The organism is Neorhizobium sp. NCHU2750, assembly GCF_003597675.1.
GTDB lineage: Bacteria > Pseudomonadota > Alphaproteobacteria > Rhizobiales > Rhizobiaceae > Neorhizobium.
On record NZ_CP030827.1, the window covers coordinates 2,602,500 to 2,617,095 of the forward strand.

A 14,596-nucleotide genomic window follows, 5' to 3' on the forward strand; every position below is an offset into this window, starting at 1 on the left:
GTCCGGCTGCTCTTATGCCGCGTCTGAACAGAGGTGCTTATGCTTTTAGGGCAATCGGTCTTCCAGTCGGTGCTGACCCGGCTGAAGGAAGACCAGAAGGACGAGGACGAGACTGAACCGGCTAAGGCGGATTTTCGCATTCGCGGGCTCGGCGCAGGCTTCGTCACCCCTGACGGCCGCCCGGAAGCGGCCGAGGCCGATATCGGCGCCTATTTCGACTTTCTTGCCGATTGGCCGGGTGCTGAACGATCGACGGGCACCGCCGGAGACGATGCAGCAACCGCCCCCTCCACAGAACAACCCGTCATTTCTGAGCAGACGGAGCCGGTCATGCCGGCCCATCTCGCGCGCCTTAGCGAAGCCGAAATCGCCGAAGACCTCGCACTCTCCCCTCAGGAGACGGAGGCAAGCCTCAACGAGAAACGGCGCCACTTCGCCAAGGACAATCACCCGGACCGCGTCGCCCCCGCCTTCCGCGACAACGCCACGACCCGCATGAAGATCGCCAACCTGATGATCGACAGGGCGATCAAGGAATTGTTCTGGCGGCGATAAACGAGTGTCGATTCTGGGGTGGAATTAGGGCTAGGGCCGATGCCGGGGCTGGGATTCGAGCCGCAACCGCAGCCGTTCCCCCGTCGGACCTGCCTATTGCCTCGCTCGCCCCCGCCTAATCCTTGTCGGCCGGTTTCGGTTTCTCGATCCACAGCTTGTAGGTGGCATAAAGCCCGAGCGCCCCGACGATCGCCGCCCAGAAACCCGATCCGGCAAAAATCTCGATACCGGCCCAGATGAAGCAGGCAAGCGGAATGGCGACCCGCCGCCATGTGGCGGCATAAAACGGATGGTTCGGGTCGATCATCAAATTCCTCCTGCCCGGATCTGGTGTAAGCCTCCATATCCGGGCAGGAGAATGAAAATGCAAGATGGGAGGATCACAAGAAAGCCAACCTGCGGCCCTTTGCCTGCCGGATTGGCTCTTTCCGGATCCCGCCCTTGCCGTGTTGCGAATGTCTGCCGGCAGGGACCATCTGACCCGACGGCCTCAATCCCGGCGTGAATTCTCCAACTCGCTTCTCTGGCGTCACCAAGGCGCCGGCGGCCCTATTCCTTGGTCAGCAATGCCGATGCCCGATCCTTCATATAGGAATACTGCATCTGCATCGTGCTTTTGCCGGTGCTGGTCAGTGTGATCTTCCCTCCGCCACTGCCGACACGCATGGTGATCGTCTTGCCGGACAGTGATGACGTATTGACAGAGATCGGCTCGCCCTTGAACCTGTAGGACGGCGTCCCGCTCTTCGGAATTGTGAAGACCACTGCACTGCCCTTCTCGGTCTTGCCGGAGTAAGTGCCGGCGAGATCACCGAACTCGGTGGCAAAAGCCGCTGCGGATGAAAACATCACGATGATTGCGGAGAAAACGATATTTCGAAACATCAAAGCCCCCTTTGCTGATGACAACGAAAGAAAAGCCGCCAAAACCCGATCTGTCGCCACCCGTTTGGGTGAACACCGCCGCCCGATTGAATAAGCGCAACGGTTATCTACTCGATAACTGGGATCGATCGAAACATAACGATGATTGGGCTTTAAAATGGCGCACCCGACAGGATTCGAACCTGTGACCTTTGGAATCGGAATCCAACACTCTATCCAGCTGAGCTACGGGTGCTAACCGTGTTGGCGATGAATCGCCCAAGTCCGATGGCAGGTTCTTACCCTAGCTCGTCTGGCGCATCAATGCCCTGAGGCGCCGATAGCGGAAAAATCGCAACAACAACATTCAATGGCAAAGGCAGGCGAAGATCCGGCCTTCCTTGGGCAGTATCCGTCGGGCCTGAATGTCGGGCCGTCCCGAGACGCAGATCGGAACCCGGCGGCGCAAGAGGCATTGTTTCTGCATGACCATAATCTCATAGGAGGTAAAAATGGCCAACGACAGGACTGCACGCGACGCAATCGAAGGCGGTAGCGGCGATGTGGTCGGGACAACCGCATCCGGCACCAAATCTGCCGGGAAAGCCCATGAAGCCGGGCGGCATCCGGTGGCCGGCCCGCATGCCAAGGACCACCTGACCGACCACGACAAGACCCCGGGCACCGGCTCGCTGCCCGCAAAGGACGGCGCCGAAGTCGATACTGGTCCGGATTGAACGATGAGTGCAGGCGCCCGGCTGGATGAGCAGCCGGACGTCCCGAATTTCATGCTGCCTTCCCCAAGCCTTTCCGCTTGCCCCGCCCCCGCCACGGCGATAACACCGTGGCAAGGTTATGCGGGCCCAGAATCCATGACGTCGGAAACAATCACCCTCTATGAAGCGATCGGCGGCGATGATGCCGTGCGCGCGCTGGTGCGGCGTTTCTACCATCTGATGGATACGCTGCCGGAAGCCGCCCGCTGCCGGGCGATCCACCCCGAAAGCCTCAAGGGCAGCGAGGAAAAACTCTACGATTACCTCACCGGCTATCTTGGCGGGCCGCCGGTCTATGTCGAGAAATACGGCCATCCGCGCCTGCGCTCGCGCCATTTCGGTGCCGAAATCGGACCCGCCGAACGCGACGAATGGCTCCTCTGTTTTCGCCGAGCGCTTGACGAGACGATCGAAAACGAAAAGCTGCGCGACATCATCTGGCCTCCCGTCGAGCGGCTCGGCCACCACATGCAGAACAGGGAATAGCGCCTTGGAAAGACTCGTGAAACTTCGGCCCTTGATCCTGCTTGTCAGCGGCCTGATGGGGCTTTCCGGCGTGGCGCTCGCCGCAGCCGCAAGCCATGGTGGCGACACGCATCTGCTCGGCAATGCCTCGACCATGTGCCTGGCCCACGCGCCGGTCCTGCTCGGGCTTTATCTCGGTCATCGCGCCTTCCGCAGCGCGACGCTGGCAGGCCTGGTGCTCGGGCTCGGCACCATCATCTTTGCGGCCGACCTCGTCTCCCGCCATTTTTCCGGCGACAGGCTGTTTCCCTTCGCCGCCCCCGCGGGCGGCATGCTGATGATGCTGGGCTGGCTGATCGTCGCCGCCGGTGCCTTCCTGCAAAGGCGGGACGCCTGAAGGTCGGCGCTGAAGATTACCTCCGGAACGGCAGGATCTTGCCCGCTTCCCAGGAGGGAACGGTAGTGGCACTCACCGTCGCATGCGCGGGAAAGCGGATGACATTGCTGTCTTCGTCATTTCGTCTGCGGGATGCCAGGATCTCGTAGAGTTCCGGCACAAGTCCCTCGCCATTCTGCTCCGCCAGCTTGTGCAGGCCGATAAACAGGGTGGCGTCAGGACGCTCGTCTCTCATCATTCTTATCCTTCATCGTCTGCAGCGCGCGTTCCAGGCTCGATTTCGAGCCGTTGCGCAGCGGGACGAAGGCGACACCGAACTTCTTACAGCCGGTCTTCACCCTCAGACACGCATCATGGCTGATACAGTCGATGGGGCAGAACACGCAGTCGACCGAGGGAAGCACGGTATCGATGCGCGATACGGCCTCACGCAGGCCGCCGTCATGATGGATCAGTTCCGCGCCGTGGCGACTGGCAATGGCGCGCAGATGCGCCACCTGGCAGTCCCGACCGCCGACATAGAGGAAGCTGCGGACATCGATTGCGTCGCGATCGGGTTTGACCTGCTGTGCTTGAGCCGCCGTCTCGTTCGCGCCGCCATTCTTCCGTTTCTGCTTCTTCGCCATCACGCCTCGCCTGATCGATTCTCATCTCGGGAACCTTCGGTGAGCGGCACCTTAGATAAGTTGACAATCAGAGTAAAGATTAAACGTGAGGATGACAGTCATATTTTAATCAGGCGGCAGCGGGACAATTGGAAGCTGCAACGCGACGCCCCTTTGCCGACATGGCCTAGATGCCCTCGACGGAAACCATGCGGATGCCGACGAGATTGTCCCGGTCGTCGGAAACGATCTCGCCATAGCCGATCGTCTTGCCATTGACCTGCAGCTCGATCGCATCGCCGAAGCGACGGTCGAGCTTGAACAGCGCGCCCTCCTTCGCCGCCATCAGTTGCGATACGGAGACGGTCGCCCGGCCGATCAGTGCGTGCACCTCGACCGGGATTTCGCCGACGCGACCGCGTGGGACGGGTTTCGGCGCTGTGGAAAGCCCCTCCGGCGAAAATTCCGGAATGTTGAGGGGCGGCTTTTCAGCCACGTCATCGCTCATGATTATCACCTTCTGAAATGCATCAAAGTCTATGCGAGTCGGGTGAAAATAGACGGCGGCAGGCCAGGCTGCGCCTCGCACCGGTTGTAAACCTTAACGGTCCATTAACTTCCACAGTTGACGGATCATAAAGAACCAGCAGCGGCCAGGCCGCGCCGAAGGACGCTCAGTTGCCGAGACCGGTCCCGGTCGTACGGGTGCGAACGACGGTCGTTGCCCGCATCCGCTTCAGCGTAGCAAGCGGCAGTCCGGCCTTGGCCAGCGCATCGACGAAGAACGTGTCTTCCGGCTTGGCGAAGGTGACGACCATGCGGTCTTCCATCACGTTGCGTGCGGCGCAGGTGAAGACGATCTCGTTATTGCCGAGGCTGAGATAGAAATGCTCGGGCAGGAATTTCATCGCGGCGGACTGGATCAGCGCTCCCGTCTCGCACATGCCGATCAGGCGCACCTGCAGGCTGGAAAAGGATTTTACCCCGCCATTGGGATAGACTGCGCGTGCCACGATATTGGTCTTGCGATAGCGGATCTTCGGGTTGTCGTTCGCCCCGTAGAATTCTGCCAGATAATGACGATGCCTGCCGTTCTCTAACATGATCGCGATTCGCCATGGTTAACACACTGTTAACACCGTACCGCAGTGCGAAAACATGTTCAATGACAAGATCTCGCAATGGTTTACGCGGGGCCCGCCCCGTCTCCCTGCGCGGCAGGGCGTCGCAGAAAAATTTTACCGTTTGATAAAATTTTCATCCGTGTTACCTTTCGCCCAATAGTTGTCCATGACCATAAAAAGAGGGAACTCGGATGGAGCGACTGGGAAGCGGGATAGAGGCCGGGCGCCTCGCGTCCGACGAATGCGCATTGAATTTTTCCGATCTTCACCCGCGCCTCGGCAAGCATGAGGCGCTGGTGGCAGCAGACCGCTGTTATTTCTGTTACGACGCGCCGTGTATGACGGCCTGTCCCACCGCCATCGATATCCCGATGTTCATCCGGCAGATATCGACTGGCAACCCGCTCGGATCGGCAAAGACCATATTCGACCAGAACATTCTGGGCGGCATGTGCGCCCGCGTCTGTCCCACCGAAACGCTCTGCGAGCAGGTCTGCGTCCGCAACACGGCCGAAGACAGGCCCGTCGAGATCGGCCGGCTGCAGCGCTATGCGACGGATACGGCAATCGATGCCGGGCGGCAGTTCTATGCCCGCCCCTCCCCGAGTGGGAAGAAGGTTGCGGTGGTCGGCGCCGGTCCGGCCGGCCTTGCAGCAGCCCACAGGCTGGCGATCAGGGGCCACGAGGTGGTGATCCTCGAGGCACGGGAAAAATCCGGCGGCCTCAACGAATACGGCATTGCCAGCTACAAGGCGGCCGACAACTTTGCCGCGCGTGAGGTGGAGTACGTCACGGCCATCGGCGGCATCACCGTCGAGCATGGCAGAATGCTCGGTCGCGATTTTTCCCTGTCCGATCTGGTTGCCCAATATGATGCCGTGTTTCTCGGCATGGGCCTCTCCGGCGTCAACGGCCTCGGCATTGAGGGTGAAAACCTTCAAGGCGTCGAAGACGCCGTCGATTTCATCGCAAGACTGCGACAGGCGCAGGACAAGGCTTCGATCCCGATCGGCCGGCGCGTCGTCGTCATCGGCGGCGGCATGACCGCCATCGATGCGGCGATCCAGGCAAAGCTGCTCGGCGCCGAGGAAGTGACGATCTGTTACCGCCGCGGCAAGGAGAACATGAACGCCTCGCCCTACGAACAGGATCTCGCCGCCTCCAGGGGCGTCATCATCCGCCATTGGCTGGCACCGAAATCGGTGATCGGCAAGGATGGCCCCGGTGGCGCTCGGGTGGCCGGCATCGAGGTCGAATACACCACCGTCAAGGACGGGCGCCTGACCGGCACCGGCGAAACCGGCGTCATCGCCGCAGACCAGATCTTCAAGGCGATCGGCCAGACATTTGCGGCATCCGGCCTCGGCGCACTCCAGTTCGATGGCGGCAGGATTGCCGTCGATGCCGAGGGACATACCTCGATCGAACGGGTCTGGGCCGGCGGCGACTGTATCGGCCGCGGCGAGGACCTGACCGTTTCCGCTGTGGCGCAGGGGCGCGACGCCGCCGAGAGCATCAACCGCATGCTCGCCGCAGGCATGCAGCCTGCCATCGCAGTAGCCTGAGAAGGGACGAAGATCATGGCTGACATCCGCAACAATTTCATCGGCATCAAGTCCCCCAATCCCTTCTGGCTCGCCTCCGCGCCGCCGACAGACAAGGCCTATAATGTCGAGCGCGCCTTCAAGGCCGGCTGGGGTGGCGTCGTCTGGAAGACGCTCGGCGAACAGGGACCGCCTGTCGTCAACGTCAACGGTCCGCGCTACGGCGCGATCTGGGGCGCCGACCGCAGGCTTCTCGGCCTCAACAATATCGAACTGATCACCGACCGCGACCTCTACACCAACCTCATCGAGATGAAGCAGGTGAAGAAGAACTGGCCGGACCGCGCCATTATCGCCTCGATCATGGTCCCCTGCGAGGAAGAGGCGTGGAAATCAATCCTGCCGCTTGTCGAGGAGACGGAAGTCGACGGTATCGAGCTGAATTTCGGCTGTCCGCACGGCATGTCCGAACGCGGCATGGGCGCGGCCGTCGGCCAGGTGCCGGACTATATCGAAATGGTGGTGCGCTGGTGCAAGCAATATTCGCGCATGCCGGTCATCACCAAGTTGACGCCGAATATCACCGATATCCGCTATCCGGCCCGCGCCGCAAAACGCGGCGGCACCGATGCCGTGTCGCTGATCAACACCATCTCGTCGATCGTCTCGGTCGATCTCGACACCTTCAGCCCGCAGCCCTCGATCAACGGCAAGGGCTCGCACGGCGGCTATTGCGGCCCGGCGGTCAAGCCGATCGCGCTCAACATGGTGGCCGAAATCGCCCGCGATCAGGAAACCCATGGCCTGCCGATTTCCGCCATCGGCGGCGTCACCACATGGCGCGACGCGGCTGAATTCCTGACCCTCGGCGCCGGCAATGTGCAGGTCTGCACCGCCGTGATGACCTATGGCTTCAAGATCGTCGAGGAGATGATCACCGGCCTCTCCGCCTGGATGGACGCGAAGGGCCACCGCACGCTGGACGATATTACCGGCCGCGCCGTGAAAAACGTCACCGACTGGCAGTATTTGAACCTCAACTACATCGCCAAGGCCCATATCGACCAGGATGCCTGCATCAAATGCGGCCGTTGCCACATCGCCTGCGAGGACACGTCCCACCAGGCGATCACCGCGATCGTTGACGGAAAACGGCATTTCGAGGTGAAGGAGGAAGACTGCGTCGGCTGCAATCTCTGCGTCAACGTCTGTCCGGTGGAAAACTGCATCACCATGGAAGCGCTGCCCGCAGGCTCGCTCGACAAGCGCACCGGCCGCACGGTCGACCCGACCTATGCCAACTGGACCACCCATCCGAACAACCCGATGGCAAGGCCTGCCGCGGAGTGATGGTCAGACAACCTTGGCGTCGGGGATGCGGTGAGAGCTCCCTGACGCGTCACAGGCCATAAAAGGCGAAGCCGATCCGGCCCTTTTTAAAAAACTTCAGTCGGTCGAGTCCGTCTCGGCCGACTGGCAATGCCTGAATGGCTTCGCCGATATGGCTCAGGATGCAACCTTTCGCTTCGGCAGCGTCCAGTTCTGACGAGGGAAATGGCAGGTATAGCCATTCGGATAGCGCTCCAGATAATCCTGGTGCTCCGGTTCGGCTTCCCAGAAATCGCCCGCCGGCGTGACTTCCGTCACCACTTTGCCCGGCCAGATGCCTGAAGCGTCGACATCGGCGATCGTTTCCTCCGCCACGGCCTTTTGCTCTTCGTTCGTATAGAAGATCGCCGAGCGATAGCTCGTGCCGAGATCGTTGCCCTGGCGATTGAGAGTGCTCGGGTCGTGAATCTGGAAGAAGAATTCGAGCAGGTCGCGGTAGCTGATCCGCGACGGATCGAAGATGATCTCGATGGCCTCGGCATGCCCGTCGTGATTGCGGTAGGTCGCATTGCGAACGTCGCCGCCGGTATAGCCGACACGCGTGGAAATCACGCCGGGATAGCGGCGGATCAGGTCCTGCATGCCCCAGAAACAACCCCCGGCCAAAACTGCGCGCTCTGTCGTCATGGAAATCGCTCCTTTTGTTTGTGTCAGGGCAGATATGGGAATGCGCTTCCCATTTTGCCAGAACCATCAATCATGGCGCCGAATTCCTATACAGCTTGGAGTTCCGGCGTCATGGCGACCGAACCACGAACGCCGTTGACCGCACACGCACGTGTAACGAAATGCTCACCGGCATCGGCACCCTGCAAAAGCGTGTCATTACGGCGGCAGCAACCTTCGGCGCCGCCCAGAACCTGTTTGAACCATTCGTGATGGAACCTCAACTACCCGTGAGCCGGGCATTTTTCGCGAAACTTTTCAGAATCCGGGATGTTCTTCTGACGTCTTCCAAGACGCAACGGACGGGGCGCCAAGCGCCTCTGCCGCAAAGATCATCCACAAGGAGAGATTTAATGAAAAAGATTATCGCACTCGCCGCCATGATTTCGGCTTCCACCTTTGCCGCCGGCGCCTACGCGCAGGATACCGGCATCACCGCCCCGGCGCCGTCCATGTCCGATGTGAACGTCGTGAACGTCTCCAACCCGCCGGCAACCGGCAATGGCAGCACGCCTCCGGCCGATGTCACCAGTCCCGCTCCGGAAGTGATCCAGACTGCCCAGGCGGAAGTTCAGTCCGACCCGGCCCTGATGCAGGTCCTGAGTGACCGAAGCATCGCCCTGCAGAACGTTGTTGCAGTTCGCACGGCCGGCGATGGCGGCAAGACCATCTACATCAAGTAAGACATTGCCCAGCGGCAAGGCCGAAGCCATCAATGGCCTCGGCCTTGCCGATTTTTTGTTATCCAAATTCGGTCCGCTCGCCGCCGATACCAGCAAGGCGACCCAACGGGGGCACCTGCCTGCCGATAGCGGGAACAGTCGTCTCAGCCGTCCTTCCGCTCCAGTTCGGGCGTCCATCCGCGCGTCAGTCCGCGGCTGATACATCCCTTCGCCAACACGAGCTGGCCGCGCAGGTGTTCGCAGTCGCGAAGCAGGGTCTCGATGGTCGCGCGTGTATCGCCATCGTGCCAGGCGAGAGCCTTGTCGACATCATTCAATAAGGTGGGGATTGGTTCCATGCGCATTTCAGTGCGTCCTTTCCTGAGGCCTTGAGGCGTCTCAATCGGACATTTTCATTGACCGGGGAGTTCGGCCGGTCGGCCGTCATTTCTCCCGTCGCCATCCGGGCGGCTGATCGAAAATATGGATGCCGTCGAGTCGGTGCAACTGATTTCGGCCACCCGGTCACCACTGCGACGGACCGATGCGACGCACGCATGGCGAGAGGCCCATGCCGGGCGATGTTGCGCATTCTTATTGCGACAGCAATGCACCGCCAAGTTTGAAGGGTGCCGATACCGCACTTCCCACACCGTTCAGCACCACGGCACCCGTGCCCGCAACAGGGTTGCTGAAGCCCTCTTTCAAACGAGGATAAACCGCCGCCAGTGCCGCGAACCGGTCATGGTTGGTGCCGTTCATGGATGGAAGCTTGGAGATGTCGACGATATCGAGGTTCTCCTTGACCGCCAGCTCCCTGGTCCGCGGATCGTCGATATCGAGCGAACCGGCCGTCGCTGCCGATCCCGCCAGCCGCTTGGAAAGCGCCAGCGCCAGATCGTCCTTCGACGCCAGGATGACGATCGGCTTTGGCAGCCGGTCGGTCACCGCAAGCTGTTTCTTCAACAGGTCGATATCGATATCGGGAGAGGCAAGAACCAGCTGGTCGACCGAACGCACCACCTTCCTCTCACCCATCAATGACAATTGCCGCATGGCTTCGACGGCAAGCCACGCCCCCATGCTATGGGCAAGAACCGTCGTCTTGACGCCGCCATCCGAAAGATCGGTCAGGACTGTCGCAAGGTCATCGCGCGCGAACGCCGCCGAATCCCGGTCGGCCACATAACCGGTCACCTCCGCCTGCGACGGCCAGTCGAACAGGATTGCCCGATCGGCAACCTTCGAATCCGCCGTCATCTGCGCCAGCCGGAACAACGCCTCCTGATAGGAGTAATTATAGCCATGGACGAATATCCCCGCACGGCCAAAGGCGGGCGATCGCGCCTTGCCGCGCGACAGGGCGACGAATTCCTCACGCGTGAGCGTGCGACGCCCGACAACGGTAAACGATGTCGCTGGATCGGGCTTTCCCCGCGGCCACTCGATATTCGGGGCGCGGTGTGTCGGAGGCACCGAAACAGTCACTTCCAGATAGCGCAGCGTGTCGGAACGCCCTGCGGTAAACGCCCCGTCGATCTTTGCATCCGGCACCCGATCGGTTGCGACGAGAAGCGAAACCTCCGTCGCACCCTTGATCGGCGTGACGACCGCAAGCGTGCTAGGCCCCGGTCGGGCACAGGCGGAAAGCAATGCGAAGAGAAGAAGGACTGGATATATCGAACGCACTGCTGTCATCACTCAATCTTGCCGCTGCGGCATCGGCCCGAAAAGCGCGATGCGTAGACCCAAAAAGTCAGATCGTCCTTTGGCCTCCCTTCGGATGCGCGGCGATCTGGCGATCCAAATAGGCCCGGCCACGCCCGGGGGAATAAGACGGCCGGTGACGAAGCGTGCAATCCGGCGTGATTGTGTCCTTCCCGCCACGCAATGCAATTGGACAAGACTCAACTGCAACCTTATTGAGAGCCTATGCATTGTTACTGGAGCGCTATCCTGACCAGGGGACCGAGCGAATGGGCAGAAAGCTGACGAATGTCTACAAGGTGCTGGTTCGCGGCGTCGGTCAGGGCTTGTCCGGCCACGACCTCTATGATTTCGTGTCCCAAAACAGCGCCGACTTTTCCGACAAGCGCGTCTGCCGCGCAGCCCTCCTGGCGATCTCCGACCCGCTGATCAAGGACCGGGACATCTTGGAGCGGATCTACACGATCGCGACCAATCACCGCGTTCGCTGCGCGGCCTGACGGGCAAACAAAGCTTGCCTACCGCGCCTCGCGAGTCTTGGCCTTCCCGTCAAGATCATGACCGGCTGGGCGGATGAAGGTTTTGGCTTCGAATGCGAGGCAAGTGCGGCTTGAATGGCCCGGCCGGCCACCGGCCGCACCGCAAAAGGCCCTTCTCCCTACGCAAGTCTCATCCCGATTGAAATTCAACCGGGATATTGCACTGCAACATGAAATCGCGGACATCTCACACGTTAATCGCGAAGTCGCGGATAGAACAAGAATTTTAGCCCGACCTTCAAAGAGCAATTGCCCAATGTGCGAATTATTGCTCGAAAAATTCGTCGACTTTGCTTCCCACCAAAGCAGAGCATAATGCTCCCGAAGCATTTTAACCCAGAATTAGTGCAACCATGGCAATAGTTTAGCGCGGCATCCTGACGCGTCTTCGAGGGACGCTCTGAGAGCTGATGTGTTGGGTTAATTGGGTGGTACGCATTATGGCATTTCGGGATATGGCCATTTCGAAGAAACTTGGCCTCGTCACTATCGTGATGGGCGTTTCTTCTCTCATCATTGCGGGCATTGCAGCATCGGGTCTTTACGGCCTGCAAAAGGCGATGATTTCCGTCGGCGCCCGCGAGGAAGTCGCCCGTGAGGCGATGGACCTGCGTGTCGACATCATTGCCGTCAGCCGCATGACCTACCAGCTGGCCGCAGCGCCCGACAAGGCGAAGGATTTCCGCACCGAGGCCGCCACCCGCGCCAGCGAAATGATGGCACGCCTGCCCAAGATCGAATCCACCGCCGACGCTACCGAAAAGGATCAACTGAAGGCGATCCGCGCAGCACTCGACAGCTATTTCGGCACGATCAGCGCCATGGTCGAGACCGCCGACAAGAACCCGGCCGACACCGCTGCCATTGCCGCAGCCCTGAAGACCGCGCTCGATGGCCAGAAAGCCGTCACCGACACGGTCAAAGTCTACAGCACCTATTCCGGCAAGTCGCTCGCTTCGGCCCGCGCCGATGCCGTCGCATCCTCCACCACCGCCATCCTGGTTTCCGCAGCCTCCGCCGTTGCCTTCATCATCATCGGCGCCGTCATCAGCATGATGGTCTCCCGCCGCGGTGTCGTGAGCCCGATCCGTTTCCTCACCCAGGCGATGAACAAGCTCGCCAAGGGGGAACTCAACGATCTCGGCATCGATACGGTCCGCAAGGACGAGATCGGTGAAATGGCCCGCGCCGTTGAGGTCTTCCGCACCAATGCACTCGCCATGGATCAGCTGAAGGCGCAGGAAGCAGCCCTTCATCGCAACAGCAGCGACCTGCAGTCGAGCATCTCGACCGTCGTCGCCTCCGCCGTCGCCGGTGATTTCTCCGGCCGCATCGTCAAGGATTACCAGAACGACGACCTCAACCGCTTCGCTGCCGGCGTCAACCAGCTGGTCGAAAGTGTCGAGACGGCCGTCACCGAAGTGCGCCGCGTCATCGCAGCGCTTGCCGATGCGGACCTGACCCAGAGCATGAACGGCAAGTTCCAGGGCGCATTTGCCGAACTGCAGGTCAACGTCAACAACACCATGGTGCGCCTGCGCGGCACGATGAACAATGTCCGCGGCTCGGCCGGCACGATCAACAACAACTCGGCCGAACTCTCCTCTGCCGCAAACGACCTCTCCAAGCGCACCGAGCAGCAGGCCGCGGCACTCGAAGAGACCGCAGCAGCCCTCGACGAGATCACCGCCACCGTCCGCGCCGCCTCCTCGCGCGCAACGGAAGCCCGCGACATGGTCCACGCCACCAAGCAGAGTGCCGCCAAGTCCGGCGATATCGTCCGCTCCGCCGTGACCGCCATGGGCCGCATCGAGGATTCATCCAGCAAGATCGGCCAGATCATCGGCGTCATCGATGAGATCGCCTTCCAGACCAACCTTCTGGCGCTGAATGCCGGTGTCGAGGCAGCACGTGCCGGTGAGGCAGGACGCGGTTTCGCCGTCGTCGCCCAGGAGGTGCGCGAACTTGCCCAGCGCTCTGCCAATGCCGCCAAGGAGATCAAGGGCCTGATCAGCACCTCGGCTGCGGAAGTCGAAGGCGGCGTCTCGCTCGTCCGCTCTACCGGCGATGCGCTGCTGGAGATCGAGGGCCTCGTCAACAAGGTCAACGAACATGTGGAATCGATCGCGACGGCGGCCCGCGAACAGGCAACCGCGCTGGCCGAGATCAATTCCTCGGTCAACCACATGGACCAGATGACCCAGAAGAATGCCGCCATGGTGGAGGAAACCACCGCCGCCAGCGAAACGCTGGCCGAGGAAAGCCGCCAGCTGCAACAGATCTTGTCGAGCTTCAAGCTGGGTGGCGAACACGCCGCGCCGCAGCGGACCACTCGATACGCGGCCTGACCTCTAATTCGACAACAGTTGATGATAAGCCCGGCACCGCCGGGCTTATTTCTTTTTGCGCGAGTTCAAAGATAGGATTTCCACCTGAGGCTGATGGCCGCATTTGATCAGGATCAACCGGAAATTGCCGGTCGCTGCGCTACAGGCGAGCGCCCATGCTGCACCGCACAAGGACCGCAGGCATGGCCTCCCGTCATCGCCGCTCCAATGGATGGATATCCCATGAATGCCAACGCCTCCAAGATCGAGACCCAAGCGGCGATCGCCGCTTCTCTCGACGATCACGGTCCCGCTGACAAGGCCCACGGCTCCCACGGCAATCCGGCCGTTGTCGGCCTTGCCGGTTTCGGCATGACGACGATCGTGCTGCAATTCCACAATGTCGGCTGGGCCTCGCTCGGTCCGGTCATCTGGACCGGCCTGATCTTCGGCGGCCTGGCCCAGCTGATCGCCGGCCTGCATGAGGGCAAGGTCGGCAACAATTTCGGCTATAGCGCCTTCACCGCCTATGGCTGCTTCTGGATCGCGCTCTGCCTCATCCAGATCGGCAATGCGACCGGCATTTTCCCCGTCAGCGACAGTGACGTGGCCTGGTTCCTGGTCGTATGGGCAATCTACACGGCCGTGATGACGCCGGGCGCCATGCGCGCCAGTACCGGTCTCGGCCTCGTCTTCATCACCCTGTTCATCGGCTTCGTGCTGCTCGTCGTCGGCCATTTCGGCCCGCATGTCTTCAATGTCGTCGCCGGCTACGAGCTGATGGTCTGCGGCGCGCTTGCCCTCTATGTCATGGCCCACACCATCTACAAGGATGCCTTCGGCCGTGACGTATTGCCGGTCGGCAAGCCGATGATCGGCTGATCACGGTCTGCCAGCTGCCGAACCCGGCCGTCGGTCCGCGATCCCGACGACCGGGTCTGGTATCTTGATCACCCAGATATGGCCGCGGGTTTAG

Annotated in this window: 19 protein-coding genes and 1 tRNA gene; 10 read left to right on the plus strand and 10 right to left on the minus strand. The window is 61.0% G+C overall.

Features of this window, described 5'->3' with window-relative positions; genetic code table 11:
• Positions 1-39: 39 nt before the first annotated feature.
• Positions 40-555: a hypothetical protein gene (locus NCHU2750_RS12680; protein WP_119940823.1), complete on the plus strand. Its 516-nt coding sequence runs from the start codon at positions 40-42 to the stop codon at positions 553-555.
• Between the two features lie 115 nt (positions 556-670).
• Here NCHU2750_RS12680 and NCHU2750_RS12685 read toward each other — a convergent pair whose 3' ends face one another.
• The 3 genes from NCHU2750_RS12685 to NCHU2750_RS12695 all read right to left on the minus strand — a co-directional run bounded on the left by NCHU2750_RS12685 (position 671) and on the right by NCHU2750_RS12695 (position 1,675).
• Positions 671-862 carry a DUF3329 domain-containing protein gene (locus NCHU2750_RS12685; protein WP_119940824.1) on the minus strand — a complete coding sequence of 64 codons (192 nt, stop codon included), beginning with the start codon at positions 860-862 and terminating at the stop codon, positions 671-673.
• 242 nt (positions 863-1,104) lie between these two features.
• Positions 1,105-1,440, minus strand: coding sequence for a hypothetical protein (locus NCHU2750_RS12690; RefSeq protein WP_119940825.1), 336 nt, complete (start codon positions 1,438-1,440; stop codon positions 1,105-1,107).
• Between the two features lie 158 nt (positions 1,441-1,598).
• Positions 1,599-1,675: transfer RNA gene (locus NCHU2750_RS12695), tRNA-Arg, on the minus strand.
• A gap of 256 nt (positions 1,676-1,931) precedes the next feature.
• Here NCHU2750_RS12695 and NCHU2750_RS12700 point away from each other — a divergent pair.
• The 3 genes from NCHU2750_RS12700 (at position 1,932) to NCHU2750_RS12710 (ending at position 3,057) form a co-directional block, all read left to right on the plus strand.
• Complete coding sequence (locus NCHU2750_RS12700; RefSeq protein ID WP_119940826.1) at positions 1,932-2,156, plus strand: hypothetical protein; 225 nt, start codon at positions 1,932-1,934, stop codon at positions 2,154-2,156.
• A gap of 135 nt (positions 2,157-2,291) precedes the next feature.
• A complete protein-coding gene (locus NCHU2750_RS12705) occupies positions 2,292-2,681 on the plus strand; it encodes a group II truncated hemoglobin (protein WP_119940827.1) in 390 nt (129 codons plus the stop codon).
• Between the two features lie 55 nt (positions 2,682-2,736).
• Positions 2,737-3,057, plus strand: coding sequence for a DUF423 domain-containing protein (locus NCHU2750_RS12710; protein ID WP_119943316.1), 321 nt, complete (start codon positions 2,737-2,739; stop codon positions 3,055-3,057).
• A gap of 16 nt (positions 3,058-3,073) precedes the next feature.
• On the opposite strand, the gene NCHU2750_RS12715 is transcribed toward NCHU2750_RS12710, so the two are convergent.
• From NCHU2750_RS12715 to NCHU2750_RS12730, 4 genes are all read right to left on the minus strand, one after another.
• The gene (locus tag NCHU2750_RS12715; RefSeq protein ID WP_162939427.1) at positions 3,074-3,295 is read right to left on the minus strand and encodes a hypothetical protein; all 222 of its coding nucleotides are present in this window, start codon (positions 3,293-3,295) and stop codon (positions 3,074-3,076) included.
• Positions 3,273-3,683, minus strand: a complete 411-nt coding sequence (locus NCHU2750_RS12720; RefSeq protein ID WP_119940829.1) for a DUF2325 domain-containing protein — start codon at positions 3,681-3,683, stop codon at positions 3,273-3,275. The genes NCHU2750_RS12715 and NCHU2750_RS12720 overlap by 23 nt, the downstream gene beginning before the upstream one ends.
• A gap of 166 nt (positions 3,684-3,849) precedes the next feature.
• A complete protein-coding gene (locus NCHU2750_RS12725) occupies positions 3,850-4,170 on the minus strand; it encodes a FliM/FliN family flagellar motor switch protein (protein WP_119940830.1) in 321 nt (106 codons plus the stop codon).
• Positions 4,171-4,336: 166 nt separating this feature from the next.
• Positions 4,337-4,765: a hypothetical protein gene (locus NCHU2750_RS12730; protein ID WP_119940831.1), complete on the minus strand. Its 429-nt coding sequence runs from the start codon at positions 4,763-4,765 to the stop codon at positions 4,337-4,339.
• Positions 4,766-4,977: 212 nt separating this feature from the next.
• On the opposite strand from NCHU2750_RS12730, the gene NCHU2750_RS12735 reads away from it, so the two are divergent.
• Positions 4,978-6,351 carry an NAD(P)-dependent oxidoreductase gene (locus NCHU2750_RS12735; protein WP_119940832.1) on the plus strand — a complete coding sequence of 458 codons (1,374 nt, stop codon included), beginning with the start codon at positions 4,978-4,980 and terminating at the stop codon, positions 6,349-6,351.
• A gap of 15 nt (positions 6,352-6,366) precedes the next feature.
• Complete coding sequence (gene preA / locus NCHU2750_RS12740) at positions 6,367-7,680, plus strand: NAD-dependent dihydropyrimidine dehydrogenase subunit PreA (protein WP_119940833.1); 1,314 nt, start codon at positions 6,367-6,369, stop codon at positions 7,678-7,680.
• 156 nt (positions 7,681-7,836) lie between these two features.
• Here preA and msrA read toward each other — a convergent pair whose 3' ends face one another.
• Positions 7,837-8,346 (minus strand): peptide-methionine (S)-S-oxide reductase MsrA, encoded by a 510-nt coding sequence (gene msrA / locus NCHU2750_RS12745; RefSeq protein ID WP_119940834.1) that lies wholly within the window; start codon positions 8,344-8,346, stop codon positions 7,837-7,839.
• A 392-nt stretch (positions 8,347-8,738) separates the two neighbouring features.
• Between msrA and NCHU2750_RS12750 the strand changes: the two genes are divergently transcribed.
• The gene (locus tag NCHU2750_RS12750; RefSeq protein ID WP_119940835.1) at positions 8,739-9,068 is read left to right on the plus strand and encodes a hypothetical protein; all 330 of its coding nucleotides are present in this window, start codon (positions 8,739-8,741) and stop codon (positions 9,066-9,068) included.
• Between the two features lie 143 nt (positions 9,069-9,211).
• Here NCHU2750_RS12750 and NCHU2750_RS12755 read toward each other — a convergent pair whose 3' ends face one another.
• Both NCHU2750_RS12755 and NCHU2750_RS12760 read right to left on the minus strand, forming a co-directional pair.
• Positions 9,212-9,412, minus strand: a complete 201-nt coding sequence (locus tag NCHU2750_RS12755; RefSeq protein WP_119940836.1) for a hypothetical protein — start codon at positions 9,410-9,412, stop codon at positions 9,212-9,214.
• 229 nt (positions 9,413-9,641) lie between these two features.
• Complete coding sequence (locus NCHU2750_RS12760; protein ID WP_119940837.1) at positions 9,642-10,745, minus strand: alpha/beta hydrolase; 1,104 nt, start codon at positions 10,743-10,745, stop codon at positions 9,642-9,644.
• Between the two features lie 278 nt (positions 10,746-11,023).
• On the opposite strand from NCHU2750_RS12760, the gene NCHU2750_RS12765 reads away from it, so the two are divergent.
• The 3 genes from NCHU2750_RS12765 (at position 11,024) to NCHU2750_RS12780 (ending at position 14,502) form a co-directional block, all read left to right on the plus strand.
• Positions 11,024-11,254, plus strand: coding sequence for a hypothetical protein (locus NCHU2750_RS12765; protein ID WP_119940838.1), 231 nt, complete (start codon positions 11,024-11,026; stop codon positions 11,252-11,254).
• 479 nt (positions 11,255-11,733) lie between these two features.
• Complete coding sequence (locus tag NCHU2750_RS12775) at positions 11,734-13,641, plus strand: methyl-accepting chemotaxis protein (RefSeq protein ID WP_119940839.1); 1,908 nt, start codon at positions 11,734-11,736, stop codon at positions 13,639-13,641.
• A 222-nt stretch (positions 13,642-13,863) separates the two neighbouring features.
• Positions 13,864-14,502, plus strand: coding sequence for an acetate uptake transporter (locus NCHU2750_RS12780; RefSeq protein WP_119940840.1), 639 nt, complete (start codon positions 13,864-13,866; stop codon positions 14,500-14,502).
• Positions 14,503-14,596 lie beyond the last annotated feature (94 nt).

Bases quoted from the DNA above. Each gene is read 5' to 3' on its own strand.
- NCHU2750_RS12720 (WP_119940829.1), bottom strand. From the start codon at position 3,683: ATGGCGAAGAAGCAGAAACGGAAGAATGGCGGCGCGAACGAGACGGCG.
- NCHU2750_RS12715 (WP_162939427.1), bottom strand. From the start codon at position 3,295: ATGATGAGAGACGAGCGTCCTGACGCCACCCTGTTTATCGGCCTGCAC.
- preA (WP_119940833.1), top strand. From the start codon at position 6,367: ATGGCTGACATCCGCAACAATTTCATCGGCATCAAGTCCCCCAATCCC.
- NCHU2750_RS12780 (WP_119940840.1), top strand. From the start codon at position 13,864: ATGAATGCCAACGCCTCCAAGATCGAGACCCAAGCGGCGATCGCCGCT.
- NCHU2750_RS12750 (WP_119940835.1), top strand. From the start codon at position 8,739: ATGAAAAAGATTATCGCACTCGCCGCCATGATTTCGGCTTCCACCTTT.
- NCHU2750_RS12765 (WP_119940838.1), top strand. From the start codon at position 11,024: ATGGGCAGAAAGCTGACGAATGTCTACAAGGTGCTGGTTCGCGGCGTC.
- NCHU2750_RS12755 (WP_119940836.1), bottom strand. From the start codon at position 9,412: ATGCGCATGGAACCAATCCCCACCTTATTGAATGATGTCGACAAGGCT.
- NCHU2750_RS12685 (WP_119940824.1), bottom strand. From the start codon at position 862: ATGATCGACCCGAACCATCCGTTTTATGCCGCCACATGGCGGCGGGTC.
- NCHU2750_RS12735 (WP_119940832.1), top strand. From the start codon at position 4,978: ATGGAGCGACTGGGAAGCGGGATAGAGGCCGGGCGCCTCGCGTCCGAC.
- NCHU2750_RS12700 (WP_119940826.1), top strand. From the start codon at position 1,932: ATGGCCAACGACAGGACTGCACGCGACGCAATCGAAGGCGGTAGCGGC.
- NCHU2750_RS12705 (WP_119940827.1), top strand. From the start codon at position 2,292: ATGACGTCGGAAACAATCACCCTCTATGAAGCGATCGGCGGCGATGAT.
- NCHU2750_RS12775 (WP_119940839.1), top strand. From the start codon at position 11,734: ATGGCATTTCGGGATATGGCCATTTCGAAGAAACTTGGCCTCGTCACT.
- NCHU2750_RS12710 (WP_119943316.1), top strand. From the start codon at position 2,737: ATGGGGCTTTCCGGCGTGGCGCTCGCCGCAGCCGCAAGCCATGGTGGC.
- NCHU2750_RS12680 (WP_119940823.1), top strand. From the start codon at position 40: ATGCTTTTAGGGCAATCGGTCTTCCAGTCGGTGCTGACCCGGCTGAAG.
- NCHU2750_RS12760 (WP_119940837.1), bottom strand. From the start codon at position 10,745: ATGACAGCAGTGCGTTCGATATATCCAGTCCTTCTTCTCTTCGCATTG.
- NCHU2750_RS12725 (WP_119940830.1), bottom strand. From the start codon at position 4,170: ATGAGCGATGACGTGGCTGAAAAGCCGCCCCTCAACATTCCGGAATTT.
- msrA (WP_119940834.1), bottom strand. From the start codon at position 8,346: ATGACGACAGAGCGCGCAGTTTTGGCCGGGGGTTGTTTCTGGGGCATG.
- NCHU2750_RS12690 (WP_119940825.1), bottom strand. From the start codon at position 1,440: ATGTTTCGAAATATCGTTTTCTCCGCAATCATCGTGATGTTTTCATCC.
- NCHU2750_RS12730 (WP_119940831.1), bottom strand. From the start codon at position 4,765: ATGTTAGAGAACGGCAGGCATCGTCATTATCTGGCAGAATTCTACGGG.